Annotated in this window: 15 protein-coding genes and 1 tRNA gene; 15 read left to right on the top strand and 1 reads right to left on the bottom strand. The window is 54.7% G+C overall.

The window, feature by feature from the left end; all coding sequences use genetic code 11:
• The first annotated feature begins 6 nt into the window (after window positions 1-6).
• From VFE46_18130 to VFE46_18160, 7 genes are read left to right on the top strand one after another with little or no spacing between them, the layout of a single operon-like run.
• The gene (locus VFE46_18130) at window positions 7-162 is read left to right on the top strand and encodes a hypothetical protein (protein ID HZZ29921.1); all 156 of its coding nucleotides are present in this window, start codon (window positions 7-9) and stop codon (window positions 160-162) included.
• On the top strand, window positions 159-1,865 hold the full coding sequence (locus tag VFE46_18135) for a sodium:solute symporter (protein ID HZZ29922.1): 1,707 nt from the start codon (window positions 159-161) through the stop codon (window positions 1,863-1,865). Before VFE46_18130 ends, VFE46_18135 begins: the two co-directional genes overlap by 4 nt.
• Window positions 1,862-2,638 carry a hypothetical protein gene (locus VFE46_18140; GenBank protein ID HZZ29923.1) on the top strand — a complete coding sequence of 259 codons (777 nt, stop codon included), beginning with the start codon at window positions 1,862-1,864 and terminating at the stop codon, window positions 2,636-2,638. The genes VFE46_18135 and VFE46_18140 overlap by 4 nt, the downstream gene beginning before the upstream one ends.
• Window positions 2,619-3,347: a PIG-L family deacetylase gene (locus VFE46_18145; protein HZZ29924.1), complete on the top strand. Its 729-nt coding sequence runs from the start codon at window positions 2,619-2,621 to the stop codon at window positions 3,345-3,347. The genes VFE46_18140 and VFE46_18145 overlap by 20 nt, the downstream gene beginning before the upstream one ends.
• The gene (bshA, locus tag VFE46_18150) at window positions 3,316-4,482 is read left to right on the top strand and encodes an N-acetyl-alpha-D-glucosaminyl L-malate synthase BshA (GenBank protein ID HZZ29925.1); all 1,167 of its coding nucleotides are present in this window, start codon (window positions 3,316-3,318) and stop codon (window positions 4,480-4,482) included. The genes VFE46_18145 and bshA overlap by 32 nt, the downstream gene beginning before the upstream one ends.
• A 41-nt stretch (window positions 4,483-4,523) precedes the next feature.
• On the top strand, window positions 4,524-6,071 hold the full coding sequence (locus tag VFE46_18155; protein HZZ29926.1) for a glycosyl hydrolase family 28 protein: 1,548 nt from the start codon (window positions 4,524-4,526) through the stop codon (window positions 6,069-6,071).
• A 30-nt stretch (window positions 6,072-6,101) separates the two neighbouring features.
• On the top strand, window positions 6,102-7,961 hold the full coding sequence (locus VFE46_18160) for a glycoside hydrolase family 9 protein (GenBank protein ID HZZ29927.1): 1,860 nt from the start codon (window positions 6,102-6,104) through the stop codon (window positions 7,959-7,961).
• Window positions 7,962-8,095: 134 nt separating this feature from the next.
• Here VFE46_18160 and VFE46_18165 read toward each other — a convergent pair.
• A tRNA-Ile gene (locus tag VFE46_18165) sits at window positions 8,096-8,169 on the bottom strand.
• Between the two features lie 324 nt (window positions 8,170-8,493).
• Between VFE46_18165 and VFE46_18170 the strand changes: the two genes are divergently transcribed.
• The 8 genes from VFE46_18170 to VFE46_18205 all read left to right on the top strand — a co-directional run bounded on the left by VFE46_18170 (window position 8,494) and on the right by VFE46_18205 (window position 20,608).
• Window positions 8,494-10,404 (top strand): thioredoxin-like domain-containing protein, encoded by a 1,911-nt coding sequence (locus VFE46_18170; protein ID HZZ29928.1) that lies wholly within the window; start codon window positions 8,494-8,496, stop codon window positions 10,402-10,404.
• Window positions 10,405-10,735: 331 nt separating this feature from the next.
• Window positions 10,736-11,014, top strand: coding sequence for a hypothetical protein (locus VFE46_18175; protein ID HZZ29929.1), 279 nt, complete (start codon window positions 10,736-10,738; stop codon window positions 11,012-11,014).
• Window positions 11,015-11,405: 391 nt separating this feature from the next.
• Window positions 11,406-12,509 (top strand): BON domain-containing protein, encoded by a 1,104-nt coding sequence (locus tag VFE46_18180; protein HZZ29930.1) that lies wholly within the window; start codon window positions 11,406-11,408, stop codon window positions 12,507-12,509.
• A 235-nt stretch (window positions 12,510-12,744) separates the two neighbouring features.
• On the top strand, window positions 12,745-13,320 hold the full coding sequence (locus VFE46_18185; protein HZZ29931.1) for a hypothetical protein: 576 nt from the start codon (window positions 12,745-12,747) through the stop codon (window positions 13,318-13,320).
• Between the two features lie 448 nt (window positions 13,321-13,768).
• Window positions 13,769-17,077 carry a tetratricopeptide repeat protein gene (locus VFE46_18190; protein HZZ29932.1) on the top strand — a complete coding sequence of 1,103 codons (3,309 nt, stop codon included), beginning with the start codon at window positions 13,769-13,771 and terminating at the stop codon, window positions 17,075-17,077.
• A 75-nt stretch (window positions 17,078-17,152) separates the two neighbouring features.
• Window positions 17,153-18,016: a MotA/TolQ/ExbB proton channel family protein gene (locus tag VFE46_18195; GenBank protein ID HZZ29933.1), complete on the top strand. Its 864-nt coding sequence runs from the start codon at window positions 17,153-17,155 to the stop codon at window positions 18,014-18,016.
• A 125-nt stretch (window positions 18,017-18,141) separates the two neighbouring features.
• Complete coding sequence (locus VFE46_18200; GenBank protein ID HZZ29934.1) at window positions 18,142-18,561, top strand: biopolymer transporter ExbD; 420 nt, start codon at window positions 18,142-18,144, stop codon at window positions 18,559-18,561.
• A gap of 10 nt (window positions 18,562-18,571) precedes the next feature.
• Entirely contained in the window at window positions 18,572-20,608 is a 2,037-nt protein-coding gene (locus VFE46_18205) for a hypothetical protein (protein ID HZZ29935.1), read from the top strand.
• Window positions 20,609-20,643 lie beyond the last annotated feature (35 nt).

A 20,643-nucleotide genomic window follows, 5' to 3' on the forward strand; every position in this document is an offset into this window, starting at 1 on the left:
GATTTGATGATCGATTCGACCGACAACCGGCAAGTTGCAATCGATGACGAGGCAACCGATTTGCCAGCGCTGCGCACCTGGCCGGCGGTGTATGCGTTTGTGTTAGTCACGTTTGTCGTTTGGGTTGCTCTTTTGACCGCGCTCTCGAGGGCGTTTTTGTGAACGCACTTGATTATGCCGTGCTCTTTTGCGCCATCCTGGGAATTGCGTGTTATGGAACCTGGCGTACGCGTGATCGGCGGACGTTCAGTGCCTATCTCAAAGGCGAAGGAAAAACGCGCTGGTTTAGCATTGGGCTTTCGGTCATGGCCACGCAGGCCAGCGCCGTGACATTTCTTTCGACGCCGGGCCAAGGCTATGAAAGCGGTCTGGGGTTTGTGCAACTTTATTTTGGGATGCCGATTGCGCTGGTGATTATTGCGGCGGTGTTCTTGCCGATTTATCGACGGTTGAACCTGTATACCGCCTACGAATATTTGGGGCGACGGTTCGATAAGAAAACGCGATTGTTGGGAGCAGCGGTTTTTTTATTGCAGCGCGGACTTGGCGCCGGCATTACCATTTATGCGCCGGCCATTGTGCTTTCCAGCGTGCTCGGCTGGCGGTTGGACGTAACGATTGTGTGCAGCGGCCTGGTGGTCATTGTTTATACGACCTTGGGTGGCAGCGATGCGGTGAATATCACGCAGAAGCAGCAGTTTGCCGTGATTATGGCCGGAATGCTGGCGGCCGCTTTTGTGCTGTGCTCAAAATTGCCGTCCGGGCTTTTACTCAGCGATACCTTCAGCTTGGCCGGCGGATTTCACAAATTGCAGGCTACGAACTATTCGTTTGATCTGAAAGAGCGCTATACGTTTTGGTCGGGCCTGCTGGGCGGCACGTTTTTAATGCTGGCCTATTTTGGCGCCGACCAATCACAGGTGCAGCGCTACATTTCCGGCGCTTCGCTGCGAGAAAGCCGGCTGGGGCTAATGTTCAATGCCGTGTTCAAAATCCCGATGCAGTTTTTCATTCTGCTGTTGGGCGTGCTGCTGTTTGTGTTCTATCAATTTCAGCTGCCGCCGGTGTATTTTAACCGCGTGGCGTGGCAGCAACGGTTAGAGCACGGTGACCGCCAGCAGCTCAATGCGCTGGAAATGAACTTTAACGCCGCCCACGATGAACAGCAACAGAATCTGCAAGCCTGGATCGATGCACGGCATGGGCACGATTCGGATGCGGAAGCTGCGGCCCGCGCCGCTGCGACAGCGGTTCAGCAAAGGATGGACGACATTCGCCAAGAAGTCGCCGAGGCCGTCGATCCACGCAAAAAAACGAACCAATCGGATTACGTATTTATCGATTTTATTCTGGATTATCTGCCGCATGGGCTAATCGGACTGTTAATCACGGCATTTTTCGCAGCGGCACTATCGGCCAAAGCGGCGGAGTTGAACGCCCTGGCGACCAGCACCACGATCGATTGGTATCGATATCTTATCCGGCCGCAGGCCAGCGACGAGCAATGTTTGCTGGCTTCGAAATGCTTCACCGTGATGTGGGGATTCGTGGCGATTGCCTTCGCACTGTTTGCGGCCATGTCGGAAAATTTAATTCAGGCAGTCAACATCCTGGGGTCAATTTTTTATCCGGTAATGCTGGGGTTATTCATGGTCGGTTTCTTCATTCGCTGGGTTGGGGGAACTGCCATATTTTGGGGAGCAATCTTGGCGCAAGTACTTGTGATTGCGCTCTATTTTTCGCTGGAGATTAGTTACGTCTGGTATAATTTGATCGGTTGTGTGGTGTGCATGGTGTTCAGCATGCTGTTGCAAATTCCACTCCCTCGGCGGCCTCAACCGATCGGCCCAAATCTCACCCCATGAGCGCCGCACCTGTTATTTGCTTTGGCCAGCAGCCGTGCGGTTTTTTTCCCAGGCGATATTTGTACGCCAAAATCCAAACCGCCCGGCGATTGCAGGCGGAATTGGGCGGCAAAATTGTGTACTTTTGCCACGACAGCGACCACGATCCGCGCGAAACCAAAACCACATTGCGGCATCGCATGTTCGGCGACGCGGCCGATTTCAACTTCGAGTTTGAGAATAAGGTACAAAAGAAGTATTCGCCTTTGTATTTAAAACGGATTCCCGAAAATTGGCGGCCGCACATGGCGCGAATTTTGAGCGAATACGTGGATGCCAGCTTGTTCGACATGTTCGAACAAACTGTCGCCAAGCACGCAGCCGATTTCTGCCTGGAAATCTATAGCCAGATGGGATTGCTACACGGCATTCAAGTGGTCCGTTCCAGTGATCCTAAGTTTCGTCGCGCTGCCTGCGAAATTTCCGATTTTTTTGTCGATGTGCCCTATGAAGGTGAAATTGTGCGGGCCCGCTGCATTGACGGCGCGCTCAAACTGCATAAAGGGGGAGATTCGTTCATCACCTTGCCAGAAATGCCATTTCGCACCGATCAGGTCAGTCCTGCTCGAGATGCGCGGCTGCGATGGATGCAATCGGTGATTCATTGCACGCATTATGTGGCCGGCGCGAGCGAAAAGTTATATCTCCATCGCGACGATGCACCCGAAATACAGTATGTTGAACGAGACTTTATTGAGCGATGCGAAGAGGCCTATGTCGAACTCGACAATTAAATCTCCAGTGCTAATGGCGTTCGGTCCACATCCGGACGACATCGAGTTTGCCTGCGGCGGCGTGATTGCCAAGACGACACGCGCCGGGCACGCGGCGCATTTGGTGATTTGCTCTCGTGGTGAATCTGCCACTCACGGCACACCCGAAGAGCGAGTTAAAGAAGCGCAACTTGGCGCTGAAATTCTGCGTGCCACGGTTGAATTTGTGGAGCTCGACGGCGATGCCCATTTGGAAGTTCGCCCCGTCCATGCCATCAAACTGGCGGGAATCATTCGCCATCTGCGGCCGCAGATTGTTTTAGCGCCCAGTCTGGTGGAAAATCAGCATCCGGATCATGCACGCTTGGGGAAGCTTGTCCGCGATGCTACTCGGCTTGCGCGGTATGGCGGCTTGCAAGAACTTCGCGAGCAAACGCCGCATACGATTCGGCATTTGTTGTATTACGCCGTATCGCCCGATGCGGAGCCGCGCGATATTACTCCAGTGCTAATCGATGTTTCGGCCGCGGAAATTATTGCCGATTGGACCGCGGCCATGGAGGCGCACCGTTCGCAAACGCAAGCCCGGGCATACGTGGAATTGCAACTAACGCGCGCTCGTTTCCACGGATTGCGTGCGGGCGTTGGTCATGCGGTGCCATTGTTTCCCAACGATCCCGTGGTGTTGGATTCGCTGAATGTGCTCAGCGGAGGCGTTAACCGCTTTTAATATGGCCAGCGAGCATCCCTTGAACATTGGCATCGCGTGCTATCCTACCGTGGGCGGCAGTGGCGTGTTGGCTTCGGCCTTGGGCGAAAAGCTGGCGGAGCGCGGACATGAGGTCCATTTTTTCAGTTATGAGCGCCCATTTCGATTGCCCCTTGATGTGCCCCGGTTGCATTTTCATCGTGTCGAGGTGAACGATTATGGACTGTTCAAATATCCCGATTACACGCTGCCGCTCTCTGTGAAAATGGCGGAAGTTAGCCGCCAGCATCAACTCGACGTGCTGCATGTTCACTACGCCGTGCCACACGCCACTGCTGCAATTCTGGCGTGTGGCATGTTGCCAGCGGAACATCGGCCGCGGATTGTTACAACGCTGCATGGAACAGATACCACCTTGCTGGGCCGTGACCCCGGCTATATGGCTGCTATTCGTCACGCACTCAACAGTTCGGACGCCGTAACAACCGTTTCCGATTTTTTAAAGCAGGAAACACAACGGCTGCTGAATTTTGATCGTCCGATTGAAACCATCCACAACTTTTTCACGCCGCGGCCTGTGAGTCGTTCCCGTGACGAAGTGCGCGAAGAGTTGGGGCTGAACAGCGAGCTGCTGCTGTTTCATAGTTCCAATTTGCGTTCGGTCAAGCGGATCGATTTACTGCTGGAAGCGACCGCCCGCATTCGTCCACGAGAAGCGTTTAAACTGCTGATTCTCGCGGGAGAGGATTTCACGCCGTTTGAAGCAGACGTGCGCCGACTGGGTTTGACTGATCGAGTCACAGTGCGGGCAAAGGTTATGGAAATTGAAGACTATCTCCAAGCCGCTGATTTGGGGCTATTCACTTCCGAGTTGGAAAGTTTCGGCCTGAGCATTCTGGAGGGCATGTGTTTTGGCTGCCCGAGTGTGGCGATGCGAGTGGGGGGCGTGCCAGAGGTAATCGATGACAATGTTTCGGGCTTGCTCACGCCATTTGGCGATGTGGGCACTTTTGCCAAGGCGGTGGAATCACTCATGCAAAACGGTGCCCGCCGCCGAGCCTTTGGCTACGCCGCCCAGCGTTATGCGCAGGAACGTTTCTCTGCCGAGGTGATTGTGCCGCGGTACGAGAATTTGTATCGCAGAATTTGTGGCTGATGCTTGCATGGTGCGGTCAATGCGTTTACTCTGAACTCACCATGAAGCGAATTCTTATTTTGAGCTGGATGATGTTGGTCGGTTGGATACTGACCGCAGAATGGCAGGCACCGGCGGCGACTGCCGCAACATCTTCAGAGCCTGCCGCAACCGATGATTTTTCGCCACCGCAGATTCCGCTGCCGACGTTTGCCGACAAGAATTTCGATGTCAAAGAGTTTGGCGCCACTGGCGATGGTCAAACGAATGACACGTCGGCCGTGAACAAAGCCATCGAAGCTTGCAACGCACAAGGAGGTGGAACGATCCGTTTCCCCGAGGGCAAGTACATGGTGGCGTCGGTGCACTTGCTCAGCAATGTGCGGCTGTTGTTGGACGACAAGGCAGTCATCGAGGGGAGGAAAGATGGTTATGATGCGCTTGAGCCTAATCCGACGAATGGGAAATACCAGGATGTGGGGCACAGTCACTTTCATGACGCCGTGATGTGGGGGGAGAATATCGAGAATTTCGCGGTAATTGGCGGGCAGGTGAACGGTGGCGGCGTGACGCAGGGCAATCCGAAGGAAGGAGGCGGCGACAAAGTATTTGCCATCAAAGTTGGAAAGAATTTGCTATTCAAAAATACCAAGCACGTCACGGGTGGGCACTTTGTTTATTTGCTCAACGATTGTGAGAACATCACGATTGACCATGCCGTCATCAAAAAATCGCGAGACGCCATCGATTTGATGGGTTGCCGTAATGTGGCTATGACCGGCTGTAGCTTTACCGGCTGCAGCGATGACACGCTGGGAATTAAAAGCGACTACGCACTTGGCCGGCGCATCAAAAGCGAAAACATTTACGCTTGGGATGATTATTTTGAGTCGGGCTGCAATGGGCTGCAATTCGGATCGGAAACGGCGGGAGATTTTCAGCATATTCGCATCTGGAATATTAAAATCGGCCGAGCGATGAAAGCTGGAATCGGCATTACATCCAACGACAGCGGGCGAATTGAAGATGTAAGGTATCGCAATATCGAAATTAAAGGCGCGGCTAATCCCATCTACATTCTCATTACCGACCGACTGCGAACTGGCGAGCCGCACGTAACGCCGGGACAAATTAAGGATGTCACCATTCAAAATGTCACGGTCACAGAATGTGCCGCTGGTCGACAAGGAGAGGTAAATCCGACCAGTATTTGCGGTTTGCCGGATTATCCAATCGAAAACTTGACGCTGAAAGATGTGAAAATTGTGATGCCCGGCGGCGGGTCAAATCGCGATGCAAGCGTTGATCCACCCTACCCGAAGGATTATTCTCCCCGTTCGTTAGGACCACGTCCGGCATCGGCTTTTTTTATTCGCAACGTGAAAGGATTGACGCTGAAAGACGTGGAAGTCTCGTACGAAAAACCCGACCAGCGGCCGCCGCTGGCGATCGTAAACGCCGATGGCATCACTTTGGATCATGTAACCATTTCTGACAAACCCTCTGACGTTGATTGGATGCGGCTCACTAAGGTGAAAGGCTTAATGCTGCGTGATTCGCTAGGCTTGGCCGACATTCAAGGTGAAGCCATCGACCAAGGAACAAAATAACTTTCATCGGACCAGGCACATTGATTTCCCATGACTTGCCGCGTTAACCCGTTTGTAATTCTCGGCACATTGCTTGTTGCATTCTTCACTTGGAGGGCGCAAGTCTGCCATGGCGACGTTATTCGCGTTCTGGTCAATCACATCGGTTACGAAAAAGATGGACCGAAGCATGCGGTAATCCAGGGCCGTGCGGGCGATCAAGTGCAGGGTTTTAAGGTGCTTGATGCGCAGTCAGGTGCGGTAGTTTTCTTGGGCGACACAGTCAAAGTCGGCGCGGTCGATCAGTGGAAGGACTGGATTTTTTGGACCGCAGATTTTACTCCCGTTCAGACGGAAGGCACATACATTTTGGAATGTGCGACGGGTAGCGGCGCGGTACGCTCGTATCCCTTCGCAATTCAACACAATTTGCTTGAGCGAAATACCCTTTCCAACGTCGTCAGTTATTTTAAGGCGGAGAGATGTTCCGGCTTGTTAGACGATGCCGACGCGATGTTGCCATTCGAGGGTCATCGCGGCAATTTAGTGGATGCACACGGCGGTTGGTACGACGCCACCGGCGATTACGGCAAGCATCTTTCACACCTGTCGTTTTCCACCTATTTCAACCCGCAGCAAATTCCGCTGGCGGATTGGAGTTTGTTTAAAACGTACGAGCAGTTGACGCAGCGCGATGATCCGAATTTTCGCGAATACCGTCGTCGTTTGCTCGACGAAGCCAGGTTTGGGGCCGATTATTTGGCGCGAGTAAAAAATCCTAAGGGTTCATTCTACCGGTCAGTCGATGCGCCGGGCGGGGAGAAGAAACCGGAAGATCGGCGGATTGGAAAAGAGGGACAAGGCTTTGCTATTAAGACGTTGCAGACTAAAAACAAATCGCCCAACGAAGAAATGAAGAGTTTGTCTGTCGCCTTTCCGTACGAAGTGGGTTACCGCAACGGCGGCGGCATGGTGATCGCCGCACTGGCGCTGGCCCGTAATCACCGTGTGCCCGAAGACAGTTCAAGCGAAGCCTACAGCAGAGCCGCCCACGACGCGTTTAATTATTTGGAACAGCATAACCTGCAATATGCCAACGACGGCCAGGAAAACATCGTCGACGATTATTGTGCTTTGCTGGCGGCTACAGAACTATTTCGAACAACAGACGAGGCCGATTATAAAGCCGCCGCTGAGCGCCGTGCCAAGAATTTGCTGAACAGGTTAATCAGCAGCGGCAAATACGCCAATTACTGGCGTGCCGACGAGGGCGATCGTCCATTTTTCCACGCCGCCGACGCTGGCCTGCCTGTGGTCAGTTTGCTCAATTTTTATCCGTTGGCCGATGATTCGTTGCAAAAGGAAATTTTGGCCGCTGTTCGCAAGGCGATGGAATTCGAACTGCACACGACCGACGAAGTTCCCAATCCCTTCGGCTACGCACGCCAATTGGTGCAAAGCACGGATGGAGATCGCCGCACAGCCTTCTTTTTTCCACACGACACCGAAACCGCGCCGTGGTGGCAGGGAGAAAATGCGCGCCTAGCATCGTTGGCCGCAGCCGCCCGCTTAACGGCCAGATGCTTTAAGGATGATCGCGCTTTCCACGATCGGCTGCTGGCTTATGCTACGAATCAATTGAATTGGATATTAGGATTGAACCCATACGATGCCTGCATGTTGCACGGCTCGGGCCATAATAATCCGGCGTACATGTTTTTCGATTCGTACCAGTACACGAATACTCCCGGCGGAATTTGTAATGGCATTACCAGTGGCTATAAGAATCCGCACGATATTGACTTCAACCTAAGCTTTGCCGTCACGGGAAAAGACGAAGATTGGCGCTGGAGCGAACAATGGCTCCCACACGCAGCCTGGTATCTATACGCGATTTCGCTGGGCGAGTAGTCCGAAGCACAGGAGCTTATGTGGAGTCGCTCTAACCTAGTGCGACGGGCGAAAGAGATGGCCGGCATGCTTCGTAGCGACAGGCGAAAACATGTTGAAGCTCAAAATGCAATTGACAGCCGACTGAGAAAAAATGCGCGCACTTAGATTCGAACTAAGGACCTCCACCTTATCAGGGTGGCGCTCTAACCAACTGAGCTATGCGCGCTAGCTTTGCTGTCTTTTATACTGCCTTGGCTTTCGCCTGATGCTGATTTTGCTCAAATCCATCGTTCTACGAGAATAGCGTATTTTATTGACTGGTTACGTGCTGTCAAAGGCTTGGACGCCGGACAATTCGGATCCCATCAGGCAAAATTGGGTGCCTGCAGATTGCTGAAAGTCTTTGCCACGCCACGGATAAGTTTCGCGATCGGAAAATCCGGCACACAGGGCTGATGGGCCGCACCCGTTTAAGCCGACAAAGGTAGCAGAATCCTAGTTCGCGCTGTGGTTGCGCGCCGGCGATACCAACCCGTTGAGGATGGATCCAATGCGACACATGTTTTGCCGAGTTTTTTCCGTGCAAATTTTATTGGGTATTGTGCTGTATTTGCCGGCGGCGGCCCACGCGGCAGCGCCCAGCGTCGATCAGGCCTTAAAGCTGACGCCAGTGCAAAAAGACGTGGATTACGATATTCCAGCGCCGGCCGACATCGCCAAATGCACCATCAAAGCCGAAAAGATTAGCAATCAAACCGGCTGGGTCGTCCGTGCACCTAACGGTCAAATCTTACGTGAATTTGTGGACACGAACGGGGATAATGTAGTCGATCGCTGGAGCTATTTTAAGGACGGTATCGAGGTTTACCGCGACATCGACGAAAACTTCAACGGCAAGGCCGACCAGCACCGTTGGCTGAACACGGCCGGCAGCCGCTGGGGCTTGGATCCGGGCGAAGATGGCAAAATCGATTCGTGGAAAGTGATTTCCCCGGAAGAAGCTAGCGCGGAAGTAGTCATGGCCATCCGCGATAAGGATACGGGCCGTTTCAACCGCTTGTTAATTACTCCGGCGGAAATTAAATCGCTCGGCCTGGGGCCGGCAAAGACAAAGGATTTAAGCGAAAAAGTAACTGGCGCCACTTCGAAATTCAGTGAGCTAATTCACAACCAACGGGCCATCACTCCTAATACGCAATGGGTGCATTTTAGTGGCGCTCGTCCCGGCTTAGTTCCTGCCGGCACCGACGGAGCCACGGGCGACATCACGGCCTATGAAAACGTGATGGCCATGACCGAAACCGATGGCAAAGACGGCCAGGTTTCGATCGGTACGTTGGTCAAAGCGGGCGACGTATGGCGCGTAATTGGCGCTCCATCAATTCCAGATCCAAACAGCAAACTGGCCGAGGTCGATGGCTTTTTCTTTCAAACTGCCAACCGCTTGAACGATACGGCGGCAAACGAAACCAATCCAGACGGGCCGCCCGAAAAAATTCAAAAGATGATGGATGAGCTTTCGAAGCTGGACGAAGCGGTAGGCAAAGCCAGCAGCGACGCGGAGCAAACTCGGCTAAATGACCGCCGAGTGGAATTAATGCTGACCATTATCGATGAAATTGGCGAAAAGGACCGTGCCCAATGGATTCGTCAATTTGCCGATTCCGTTAGCGCCGCGACACAAACTGGCGGCTATCCGGCCGGTATCGATAAGCTCCAGTCCTTGCTTGAAACGGTGCAAAAAAATCCGGCGGATGCGGCCTTGGTGCCCTACGTAAAATACCGTTTGTTGACCGCCAAATACGCCTCCGACCTGAAGCAGAAAGACTTCGTGAAAGTGCAGGCCGAATGGCTCGATAATCTCGAACAGTTTGTACAAGATTATCCCAAAGCCGCGGATTCCGCCGACGCGCTCCTGCAACTAGGAATTGCCCAGGAATTCGCCGGCCAGGAAGACAAAGCCCGAAAGTGGTATGGCGAATTGGTTTCGGACTTTGAAACCACATCCCAAGCCACGAAAGCCCGCGGCGCACTGCACCGAATGGACAGCGTCGGCAAACCAATGCAACTGCGGTCCAAAACGGTTACGGGCGCGGCGGATGATTTGGCCAAATATCGCGGCAAATACGTGCTGATTCACTACTGGTCCACCTGGTGCGAACCGTGCAAGACGGATTTCGCAGAGCTAAAGGAACTGTACGCGAAGTATGGGAAGAGCAATTTTGCGCTAATCGGGGTGAATCTTGACGGCAACCTGCCCGATGCCACCGATTATTTGGCCAAGAATCGTCTGCCTTGGTCGCAACTTTGGGAACCTGGCGGGTTAGACAGCCGCTTGGCCAACGAAATGGGCATTCTCACACTGCCGACAATGATTTTGGTCGACGACAAAGGAGTTGTCATCAATCGCAACGTGCACATTTCCGAATTGGAAACGGAATTGAAATCGCACCTCAAATAGCAAGCACGTTTCTGAATTTGGAAGGAGTTGCAGTTGCCAGGGATATTTCCTGCATCAATAAAGTCTTCCGATTGTAGAAATTGCAAGAGTTTGGCAGCTTTGGAGAGCTTGTCTTCAGGCGTGTAATGCACGTGGGGAAATATTTTCGTCACGCAAAACGCGGCATAACTTACGCCTAATTGGCACAGATCGCACTGCTAGCAACGTTTTGACAGCAGATATTTTTGTGCGGCTGGCACAATAATCGCATTGGCACTCCCGTGATGCCCAGCATGGAAGCTGTGGCTAAAAACTCATCCGACGAACCGGATGGAACCGGGAGGGAACCGTCATGCAAGATGTGCATTTCTCTGCACTGCTTTGGCTATTTGGGCTCGTGCAGTTCGCTGGCTGGAGCTGTGGCTTTGCTGCGCGCTTAAGCGTCCGCTGGCGGTGTCCAACCCTGTGCCATGCTGCCTTTGCTTTTACGCTGGTGATCGTGGGAATTTCGACGGCGCTAGCATTGGCTCTGGGCACGAAATGCTGGCTGCTATCGGCGACAACTTTGGCGGGCATGATTCTCCTGGCCATTTGGGATTTCGACCACAGCCGCCGTCCCGCGACCATTTAGCGCATTTTGCAACAATTGAGTGACCGCCAGATGGGAACCATCCTGCTGATTTCCTTGCTGCTTGCTAAGATTTTCCGCACAGGGCTTCGGTCCTGAAAAGTTTGCGTGCCAGCATTGCCAGCGGCGTTTCAAGCGCCACTCTCGGCAAATGCGAAAAAAAACTCCCCTTCGGCACAATCCGCAACCGACACCTATTCTCAGCGGCATGCTCCGACGACGGATTGCGCAGGGAGCATGCGCTGCGGAATACAACTTTATTAATCGACGAGCAAACCCCGAGCGATAACGCCGACGTCACCCAGCCGTCGGAACGTGGCCAGTCCATCAACGCTGGTTGTCGGGACGCTTAGCGAAAGATTGTCAGGGCACGGTTTACATTAGGAGGGGAATCATGCGACGTGTGTTATGGTCGGCAGCGCTTGCCAGCATTGCCTTATCCGCCGGTTTAGTTCTGGCCGGCGATCAAGAGACTTCGCAGCAAATTGCGGATAGCCTCAGCAGCCGTTTGAAGAATTATAGCGTGGGTGTAAAAGTAGAAGACGGCACCGTGTGGCTGAATGGTTTTGTCGCCAACCAAAAACAAATGGCCATGGCTATCCAAACGGCGCAGCGTTGTCCTGGCGTCGAGCGGGTCGTAAACAATTTGGCCATCGGCAGTGTTGCGCCAGCCTCGACTGGCAGCGTGCACAACACAGCAACCAGTGGCGGCAATACACAGTTAGCTAACAACAAATTCAACGACGACGCCGCACGCCCTCAAATTCCGCAAGCCAATATGGACATGCCGGAACAAGCCCGACAGCAGTTGGCGCTGGCCGGGTCCAACGCCAACTTGGAAGGCCCTGCCTCGGCAAGTGTCAATGGACAATCTGCCCAGGCACGCCCATCGAATGCACAAACCAGCTTTGCCAATGCACAAACCAGCTTTGCCAATGCACAAGGCAGCTTTGCCAATGCACAAGGCGCCCCGGGTTATTTTCCTGGGAACGGTGGATATCCGATGAATACTGGCTATTACGCCAGCGCCCCAGGCGCTTCCGGCAATACGAACGCAGCGTATTATGCTCCGGCTCCGGGTGGCATGGCGCCCGCCGCCAATGGCATGCGGCCGATGGCTCCGCCACAAGGCCCGCTACCGCTGGCCGCCGCCAATCCGACCTTTCGTCCTGCCGCGATGCAAGGCAATCCGGGCAACATGGGAGAATCCATTGGTGCGCCGCAACCGATGCAGCCAGCCGCGCCAATGGGCGCCGGGGCACCGGCTCCGTATCACTTCGACCATCCGCAAATGCCGGGCTATGCGTGGCCGAGTTATGCGGCGTATCCAAACTACGGTGCCGTGACATATCCGAAGCAATATTCACCGACTGCGTGGCCGTACATTGGTCCGTTCTATCCGTATCCGCAAGTGCCATTAGGTTGGCGGAAAGTGTCGTTGGAATGGGAAGACGGCTGGTGGTTCCTCGATTTCAAAGACTCGCATAACTCGAAGTAATTTAATTGCTCCAAGCCCTGGGGTTGCAACCCCAGGGCTTTTTTTATTGGTGGAATGCCTGTGGTCTGAGACACGGGAGAAATACCGCGACAAGCTACGGTGTGATGCTATCGTGCTGGCGGCCACTTTTTCGTCAGAAACCGAAAAACCTGCAAGTTCCGCCTAGCTTTACTCGATAACAAGAAACAACTGGCGGTGCCGTGCGCCGCTGGGTTCGAATCGAGGAGCTTTTGGCATGTTACGCCGATCAACCTGGCTCGCTGTCGCACTACTTGCCCTGACAACGCTTACCAATAGCGGGTGCTTTTGGATCGCTACGCAGGGACCCAACATCGGACCTTTGGCAATTCCTATTCCCGTTAGTCCGTACTTGCAAAAGGAACAGGAAGATCGCTATTGGGTTCACTTGCGTTATGAGCGTGTGCCCATTCTTGGCCCGATTACGGCGGGTGGTCCGGTGCACGCACTCGATCCGCCTAGCGACGACGAAGTGATGCGGGCGTTGGAAAAGGCCCGTCCGATTCAAGGCGGTCTTCCTATGTTGCACGAAGAGCAGCGCAACAATGTACGCATTGTGAAAGAAAAGATTGCAGATTATGTCGATCCCCCGCGGTTTTATCCGCTGATTGGACCGGCTCAATTACACCATGCCCATTACAAATGCACGGTGTACTTCACCGAGATCATTCGTGTCGGCTGGCCGGTGCCGCATACGAAGATTGATGAGGACGCCTCCGAAGTGCTGTACATCGATCACAACCACTTCCACGTCGTGGGAGATGTTGATTTCGGGCCGACGAATGGATATTAGTTGCAGCAATTGCTCAGGCCAACGTGCCAGCTAAAAGATTCGCATTCATAACCCCGGTTAAGCCGGGGTTTTTCTTTGCTTAGGCAGAAACCGCACCGTTCGCGTTCCTTGTGCTGGCGCTGCCATGCTAGCGAAGAATTTGTGATTTCTCCCATCTTTGCAGTTCTTGCAGTCTGTCGAAACTGCACCGATCGGGCCGATAACACCGATAGCGGGACGAAAGAGCGCGCGTTCATCGGGCCTTTTGTCTGGCTGTGCAGAGCCGAGGAGAACGCCAACGTTTTTGACGCGCCACCCGGCGTGACAAATAGGGCACTCCGGCTTTGTACCGATTTTTGTGTGCCAGCCGCAGGGCAGGCACAAAAAATCAAAACCATTCCAGTGCCGGGCAGCAATGACCCGCACCGCGCTGTAGCGAGTTCCCAATTCAGGCAGAGGGGGTACAAGGATGTCCAACACTGCCGTTCGGCTGTTGTTGAAGGTTACGCTTGGCACTGTGTTGTGCGGCGCATTGGTGAGAGGGGCCTGCGCGGACGAGGCCGATGATCAATTCGCTCTTGCTTCCAACCATTACGCGTCGAAGCACTGGGATGCCTCGGCCGAGGCGTTCCACAAATTCTTGCACGATCATCCCGACCATGCCAATCGTTGCAAAGCCATGTTTTACGAAGCGGAGTCGCTAGTTCAGCTGGGCCGTAGCGCAGAAGCTTATCCGCTCTTTTTGGATGTGCTTGCGGAAGAACCGACCGGCGCCACGGCGCGAGTGGCCTTATTTGGCGCGGCGGAAGCGGCCGTGTTCAATGGACAAGCCGACGAAGCGCAAATTCGTTTGCTGCAATTTCAATCGCAATTCCCCGGCGACAGCCTCAACGCCAAGGTGTCAATCTACCTTGGTGATTTGGCGATGAAAGCCGGTGACCTTTCTCGCGCCGAGCAATTGTATCGCGAGTCGATGCAAAAATACGCCGACCAGCCGATCACCGACCAATGCCGCTTGAATTTAATCCGCATCTTCGAGCAGCAAAAACAATTTGAAGCTGCAGAAAATATGCGGCACGAAGTGGCCCAACGCGGCCATAGTCCGTGGGCAGAGACGGCGCTGTTACAACTGGCCAGTCAGGAACTTGTCGAAAACAGGCCGCAATCCGCTCTGGAGCAATACAAGGCGATTGAAGAGCATTTTCCCAGCACTCCGCTGCTGCCACAAACACATTTAGGTTGCGGGCGCGCCTTGTATCAGCTGGCGCATTATGCCGAGGCGGAAGATGTATTGGGCGCTTTGACGAAAAATCCTGCCGTCGAGGATGATGCGCAGCATTGGCTTGCGCTATGCCAGGAGGCCGACAAACAAGCCAAGCTTGCCGCTGAAAAGCGCCAACAGGAGGCGGAAGTCGCGGCCAAGCAAGCGGAACAGAAAGCAAAGGTCGCCACGGAACTGCGAAAGGCGGAAGCACAGAAAACCCAGGCGGTTGCCAAGGCAAAATCCGATGCAGACGCAGATCGTGCGGCGAAAAACAATCAATCGCCGGTTGTCGCAGCGCCCATCAACCCGATTCAATCGACCCTTAAATCGATTCTATCTTCGCGCCGCGACCCCAAAGCCGTTCCCGCACCTGCGCCATCGAGCGTGGCCGCCAATACCAAAGAAAACGGTGATCATCCGGCGACGAAAGAGCCCAGCGCGAAGGAGGGTTCCTCGGCGAACACGACCGTAGATCCGTTTGCGGCAACCAATCCTGCCGCTTCAACAGACAGCACTGCCGCGGCTGCGATCACAACGAAGCCAGCAGGATTACAACCGGTTTCGCCGGAAGTGGCCGCCGCCCAGGAAGAGCAAACTCGCCGCCGTTCCGCCGTAGTACGTTATCAGGCGGCGGAGAGCATGATTCGCGCCCACCAATACGATCGCGCCATTGCCACCTTGCAAATAGGAGATAATTCGGGCGACGACCCGCATTCACTGGCCAACCGCTATTTGTTGTATACCGCCTTGCAAGCCGACAAGCGAAGTGACGAGGCGCAAGTTACTCTGGACGATTTAAGTGAAAAGCTGCAAGTGAAGCTGGCGGCAAGCAATTCGTCGTCCAGTTCAGCGCAGACCACGCCACTTTTTCCGGACGATTTGACAGCTCTTCGCACGCTGAACGATCAGGTGCAAATGGCGCGCGCCACGCTATTGTTAAGCCATGAAAAATATGCCGAAGCGATCGTTCCATTGCAAACTTATTTAGACACACCGCGCAAAGACGTCGGTGCGGAAAAGGCCCGTTACGCTTTGACGGTTAGTTTGACGCACGTGCCGGGCCGCCTCGCCGACGCTCAGAAAGCATTGGAGGAGCTGAAAGCGAATCATCCCAGCAGTGCATTCATTATTCCCGCCACCGAACAAGTGGCTGACGCGGCCTACGCTGCTAACCAATATTCACTTGCCGCTACCGCATTCAAAGACTTGGCTGCCGACGGCAATCCGTCCGACATGGTCGCCAAGGGTTTGTCCGGCGCGGCCTGGTGTCATTTGCAAATGAATGAGGAAGAAGCCGCCGATCAAGCGTTCGCCAAATTTTTGGAGCGCTGCCCGAGCGATTCGCGAGCTCCTATGGCAGCCTTGGCGCGCGGCCAAATTCTGGAGCGTGAAAATCATGTTCAAGCCGCCTTGGTCGTTTATCGCGAAGCCATTAAGCGCTACGGTCAATCGCAGCAAATGCCAAAGTATTTGCACGCGGCGGCGCGGCTGTATGACCGGGTGAATCAGCAGCAGGATGCCGCTTCGTTGTATCAACGCTTAGCGCGAGATTATCCCACATATCCGGAAATTGACGCGGTCTTGTACAGTTGGGCCTGGTCGCTGCGCGATCTGGGACACGCTGCTGAATCGGATAAAGTGTTCCGGCTGTTGTACGACAATCAGCCGCATAGCCACTATTGGGCCGATGCCACGTATCGGTTGGCGGAGCGGGCTTCGCAACAAGGAGATAACGACACCGCCAGCGCATTTCTGAAGCAAGTTGTGGAAAGCAGCTGTCCGACGCCCGTGTTGCAACACGCTTTGTTTTTGCAATCGCAACTTGCAATTGCCGGCGAAAAGTGGGCAGACGCGGAGCCGGCGCTGACACGCATCGTTCGCGACTTTCCTGATGGTTCCATGCATTTAGCAGCCGAATTCTGGCTCGCAGAAATTGCCTACCGCGCCGGCGATTATACGCTGGCTCAGCAGCGATTTGAAGAACTTGCCCCACGGGCGGCCAATGGAACCGAGAAATGGGCGGCCATTGTGCCATTGCGGCGCGCGCAAATTTTCGGACAACAGAAGCAATGGGGCGCCGCCCTGGAGTTGGCAGCATCTATTTCCCACGATTATCCGCAGTTCTCGCAGCAATATGAGGCGGATTACCTGATTGGCCGCTGCCTGGCGGAGCAGGCCGATTTTGACGGGGCTCGTGCCGCCTTCGATAAAGTGATCCACTCCAGCGTCGGCGGAAAAACAGAACTAGGCGCCATTGCCCAATGGATGACCGGAGAAACCTATTATCACCAGGGCAATTACTCGGCCGCCTTGCACGAATATTTGCGTACCGAGGTGGTTTACTCATACCCGCACTGGCAGGCCGCCGCGTTGCTCCAGGCCGCTAAATGTTACGAGCAGTTAGGTCAAGCGCAACAAGCCTCCGAAATGTATAGTCGTGTGTTGCAAAGTTATCCGCAAACAGAATTCGTGGCCGAAGCGAGCAAGCGGTTAGTTGATACGACACGGAGATAAGGGGCAATCGCTTGGCATGACCTGCAACGAACATTCAGGGCCTTGGAAAGACACTCGTCGCAAAAGGATTTGTCGATGAAAATTGCCGTTGCTTCGGGTCGTCGAACGTTTGCCATTACGGCCATTGCCACGCTGCTGGTGTGCAGTAACTTCTTGTTGGCGCAGTCGTGGGCACAGAACACGCCGGCTCAAAACTCGGCCCCGATAGCGGTTCCACAAGCAGCAGCCGGCGGCGAATTACCGCCGGCCGACGATAGTTTGGGGATCGCCAATAAAAGCCTGCTGAAAATTATTCGAGACGGCGGATTCGTAATGTATCCGTTGTTTCTCTGCTCGTTCGTATTGCTGATGTTCACCTTCGAACGGGCCATCAGCTTGCGTACTGGCCGCGTGATCCCGGGTCCATTCATCAAGCGTTTCTTGCATCAGTTGCAGGATGGGCAATTAGATCGGGATGAAGCTCGGCTGGTATGCGAAGAAAACGGCAGCTCGGTGGCGCGAATTTTTGAGGCCGCGGTTCGAAAATGGGGCCGGCCGGCAGTCGAAGTGGAACAAGCCGTGATCGATTCCGGCGAGCGCGTCGCCGGCGATTTGCGCCGTTACCTTCGCATTTTCAACGGCGTGGTGACCATCGGCCCCCTGTTGGGCTTACTGGGCACAGTGTTTGGCATGATCCGCTCGTTCAGCGATATTGCCGCGTCGGAAAACACCGGACGCTTGGAGACCTTGTCGCACGGCATCAGCGAAGCATTATTTTGCACGGCAACTGGGCTCTCGGTCGCGATCCCCGCCGTGGTGTTGCATTTGTATTTTGTGAGCCGCGTGGATCGTCTGGTCATTCAGCTCGATACACTCGGTCAGGACGTGGTGAACACCATCTCCGCCGAAGCATTGCAAGAAGCCGGCCAATCGCGCCGCAGCCGCAAATCGGCCGCATGAGAAAGTGATTTTTGATGAAAACTTACTTGCCCCTGGTCTAAGCGCCGAGGGTCCTACGCAGTTTCCACTCTCACCTCCGTCCGTTTTGATCCCCCCGATCCCGCCTTTCCGTCTTGTGTCACGCCATGCCACTGAAAATCGCTGATCCTGAAGAACCGACGTTGAATTTGACGCCGATGATTGACGTCATCCTTACGCTCGTCATTTTCTTCATGGTCGCCACGAAGTTCACAGATGAAGAAAAAGCGATGAGCGTGAAAGTGCCGTCGGTCTCCAGCCAGCAAGCGGTGAATTCTGCTGCGGAGCCGAAGGTGGTGAACGTGTTTGCCGACGGACACATTTTGCTCGGCACGCAGCCGGTTTCGCTCGACGATTTAACGCAGCAATTGGCCGCTGCTCATGGACAGTATCACAAGCTCAGCGTGTTGGTTCGCGGTGATCGCGATACAACTCACGGACGCATGACGGAAGTGTACGACGCCTGTCGCCGCGCCGGCATAACGGAAGTAGCAATTTCAGTTAAGGTCGGCGCCAAACAAAGATGAGCGGATTGCTGTGCTTGCCTCGATTTTTGAACCCATTCACCGCTTTCTTACGCATCCGCAGTTGGTATGGATTCTGCTGTGGCTGGGGTTGGCGTTTTTGATCGTGACGTTAATCGTCATGATTCGCACCAGTTGGGGGCAATCGCATCCGCTGCGTAAATGTGTTGCGTTGTCGCTTCTGGCGCATCTGCTATTGTTGTGTTACGCCACATCGGTCCACATTGTGACCGCCAACGGCAACGGTCATACCGGTGGCATGAGCTTGTTGCTGGTTGATGGTGGAGAGAATGGTAATGATTCGGGCACGGACGATGGTCCCGATCAACCGTCGGTTACAGTCGCCGACTCCGCAGAATCCATTTCTGCATCCGCACCGCCGCTGTTAAAAGTTGCTGAGCCTTCTGCTACAACGCTGCCCAAACCGGTTGAACAGCCTATGGTCGCTCCGGCGATCACGGAAACCGCACAACCAACAGCGCCCCAACCGACTACTTCCGATGAGCCCCGCCCAACGTCGGTTGCAGAGAAGTCAACACCGGCGGATGTGGCCGCAGTTAAGCCGGACGATAAGCCCGAAAAGCCAAGCGAGCCACTGCCCACCGATGCGCCCCCTGCCCCGCTGACAAAACTGCCCGATCCGCCCACGACGAACGACTCGAGCGAGTGGGTGGCAGGCGATCCCAGAGGCACTGCTACGCCGGCGCAGCCGACAATTCAAGGCCCGCCGAAAACCGTACCCTTGGTAGACAGCCCGGAAAGTAAATCGGCCGACAACATCGAGACGAATCCCGCGCCGAAAGATGACCGCAGCACCGTGGCGGTGCGTGTTCCAGCGACAACCAATGCGGCGGCAAACAATTCCACGACATCGAACGCCGGCGTCACTGCCCCCTGGGTCGAAAACGCAGCGGCGCCTGTTGCTGGACGCGGAGTTCCGGAAATTTATTCCGATCGGATAGCGCCTAATCGAGCGGAAATTGGCCGTCGTCGCGGCGGATCGCCTGGTTCAGAATCGGCCGTGGAGGCAGCACTGCAATGGTTGGCGCTGCATCAAGGCAGCGACGGCGGTTGGGACGCCAGCAAATTCGGCGCGCACCAGGAAACTGCGGAGCCGCCTGCACAACGCCAAGGCGCCGGAAGCGTAGGCTCTCACGCCGATACGGCGATGACAGGATTAGCGCTATTGGCATTTCTCGGGGCGGGCAATACGCACCAGCGAGGCGATTATGCGGCTAACGTCCAGCGCGGGCTGGAGTTTTTAATCAATTCACAAGCTCGCGACGGCAACCTGGCGGGCCAAGCCGAAACTTATGCCTTTATGTATTCGCACGGCATGGCCACGCTGGCAGTGAGCGAAGCGTACGCTATGACGGGTGACAAACGGCTGGAACCGACGGTGTCTGCGGCGATTAATTACACGTTGAGCGCCCAAATTCGCACCACCGGCGGTTGGCGCTACCGAGCCACGGAATCGCCGGGCGAGCGCGGCGATACCAGCCAACTCGGTTGGCAATGGATGTCGCTCAAAAGCGCCCAATTGGCGGGAATCAATATCCCTGCCAGCGCCTCCGACGGCGCCGTGCGGTACATCAAAAGCGTTTCCGCCGGGCAATTCGGAGGCAAAGCAAGTTATCGTCCTGGAGAGCGCCCTACTCGGCCGATGACTGCTGAGGCCCTGGTGTGTCGCCAGTTTTTGGGCATGGCTCGCGATAATCCGGCCAGCGATGAAGCAGGCCAATATTTGCTTTCTGATTTGCCGCGGCCGGATCGAATCAATTTGTATTACTGGTATTATGGCACGCTGGGGATGTACCAGTTGCAAGGCGATGCCTGGAAGCAATGGAACGAAGCGCTACAAAACACGCTCATTGGCAAGCAACGGACCGACGGCGATTTGGCCGGCAGTTGGGACCCAGAATGCATTTGGGGCGGTTACGGAGGACGGGTGTATAGCACCGCACTTTCGGCGCTGTGTTTGGAAGTATATTACCGCTACCTGCCGCTCTATCAGGCCAATCGCCAGTTGCCACAAGCGGCCGATAAGTGATGAACGCAAAACGGCTGATGAAGGTGAAATGGCGG

It is taken from the genome of Pirellulales bacterium (assembly GCA_035656635.1).
Classification (GTDB): domain Bacteria; phylum Planctomycetota; class Planctomycetia; order Pirellulales; family JADZDJ01; genus DATJYL01.

Excerpts from the sequence above, each read along its gene's own strand:
- VFE46_18140 (HZZ29923.1), top strand. The coding sequence starts at position 1,862 with ATGAGCGCCGCACCTGTTATTTGCTTTGGCCAGCAGCCGTGCGGTTTT.
- VFE46_18175 (HZZ29929.1), top strand. The coding sequence starts at position 10,736 with ATGCAAGATGTGCATTTCTCTGCACTGCTTTGGCTATTTGGGCTCGTG.
- VFE46_18185 (HZZ29931.1), top strand. The coding sequence starts at position 12,745 with ATGTTACGCCGATCAACCTGGCTCGCTGTCGCACTACTTGCCCTGACA.
- VFE46_18145 (HZZ29924.1), top strand. The coding sequence starts at position 2,619 with ATGTCGAACTCGACAATTAAATCTCCAGTGCTAATGGCGTTCGGTCCA.
- VFE46_18195 (HZZ29933.1), top strand. The coding sequence starts at position 17,153 with ATGAAAATTGCCGTTGCTTCGGGTCGTCGAACGTTTGCCATTACGGCC.
- VFE46_18190 (HZZ29932.1), top strand. The coding sequence starts at position 13,769 with ATGTCCAACACTGCCGTTCGGCTGTTGTTGAAGGTTACGCTTGGCACT.
- bshA (HZZ29925.1), top strand. The coding sequence starts at position 3,316 with ATGTGCTCAGCGGAGGCGTTAACCGCTTTTAATATGGCCAGCGAGCAT.
- VFE46_18155 (HZZ29926.1), top strand. The coding sequence starts at position 4,524 with ATGAAGCGAATTCTTATTTTGAGCTGGATGATGTTGGTCGGTTGGATA.
- VFE46_18170 (HZZ29928.1), top strand. The coding sequence starts at position 8,494 with ATGCGACACATGTTTTGCCGAGTTTTTTCCGTGCAAATTTTATTGGGT.
- VFE46_18160 (HZZ29927.1), top strand. The coding sequence starts at position 6,102 with ATGACTTGCCGCGTTAACCCGTTTGTAATTCTCGGCACATTGCTTGTT.
- VFE46_18180 (HZZ29930.1), top strand. The coding sequence starts at position 11,406 with ATGCGACGTGTGTTATGGTCGGCAGCGCTTGCCAGCATTGCCTTATCC.
- VFE46_18130 (HZZ29921.1), top strand. The coding sequence starts at position 7 with ATGATCGATTCGACCGACAACCGGCAAGTTGCAATCGATGACGAGGCA.
- VFE46_18200 (HZZ29934.1), top strand. The coding sequence starts at position 18,142 with ATGCCACTGAAAATCGCTGATCCTGAAGAACCGACGTTGAATTTGACG.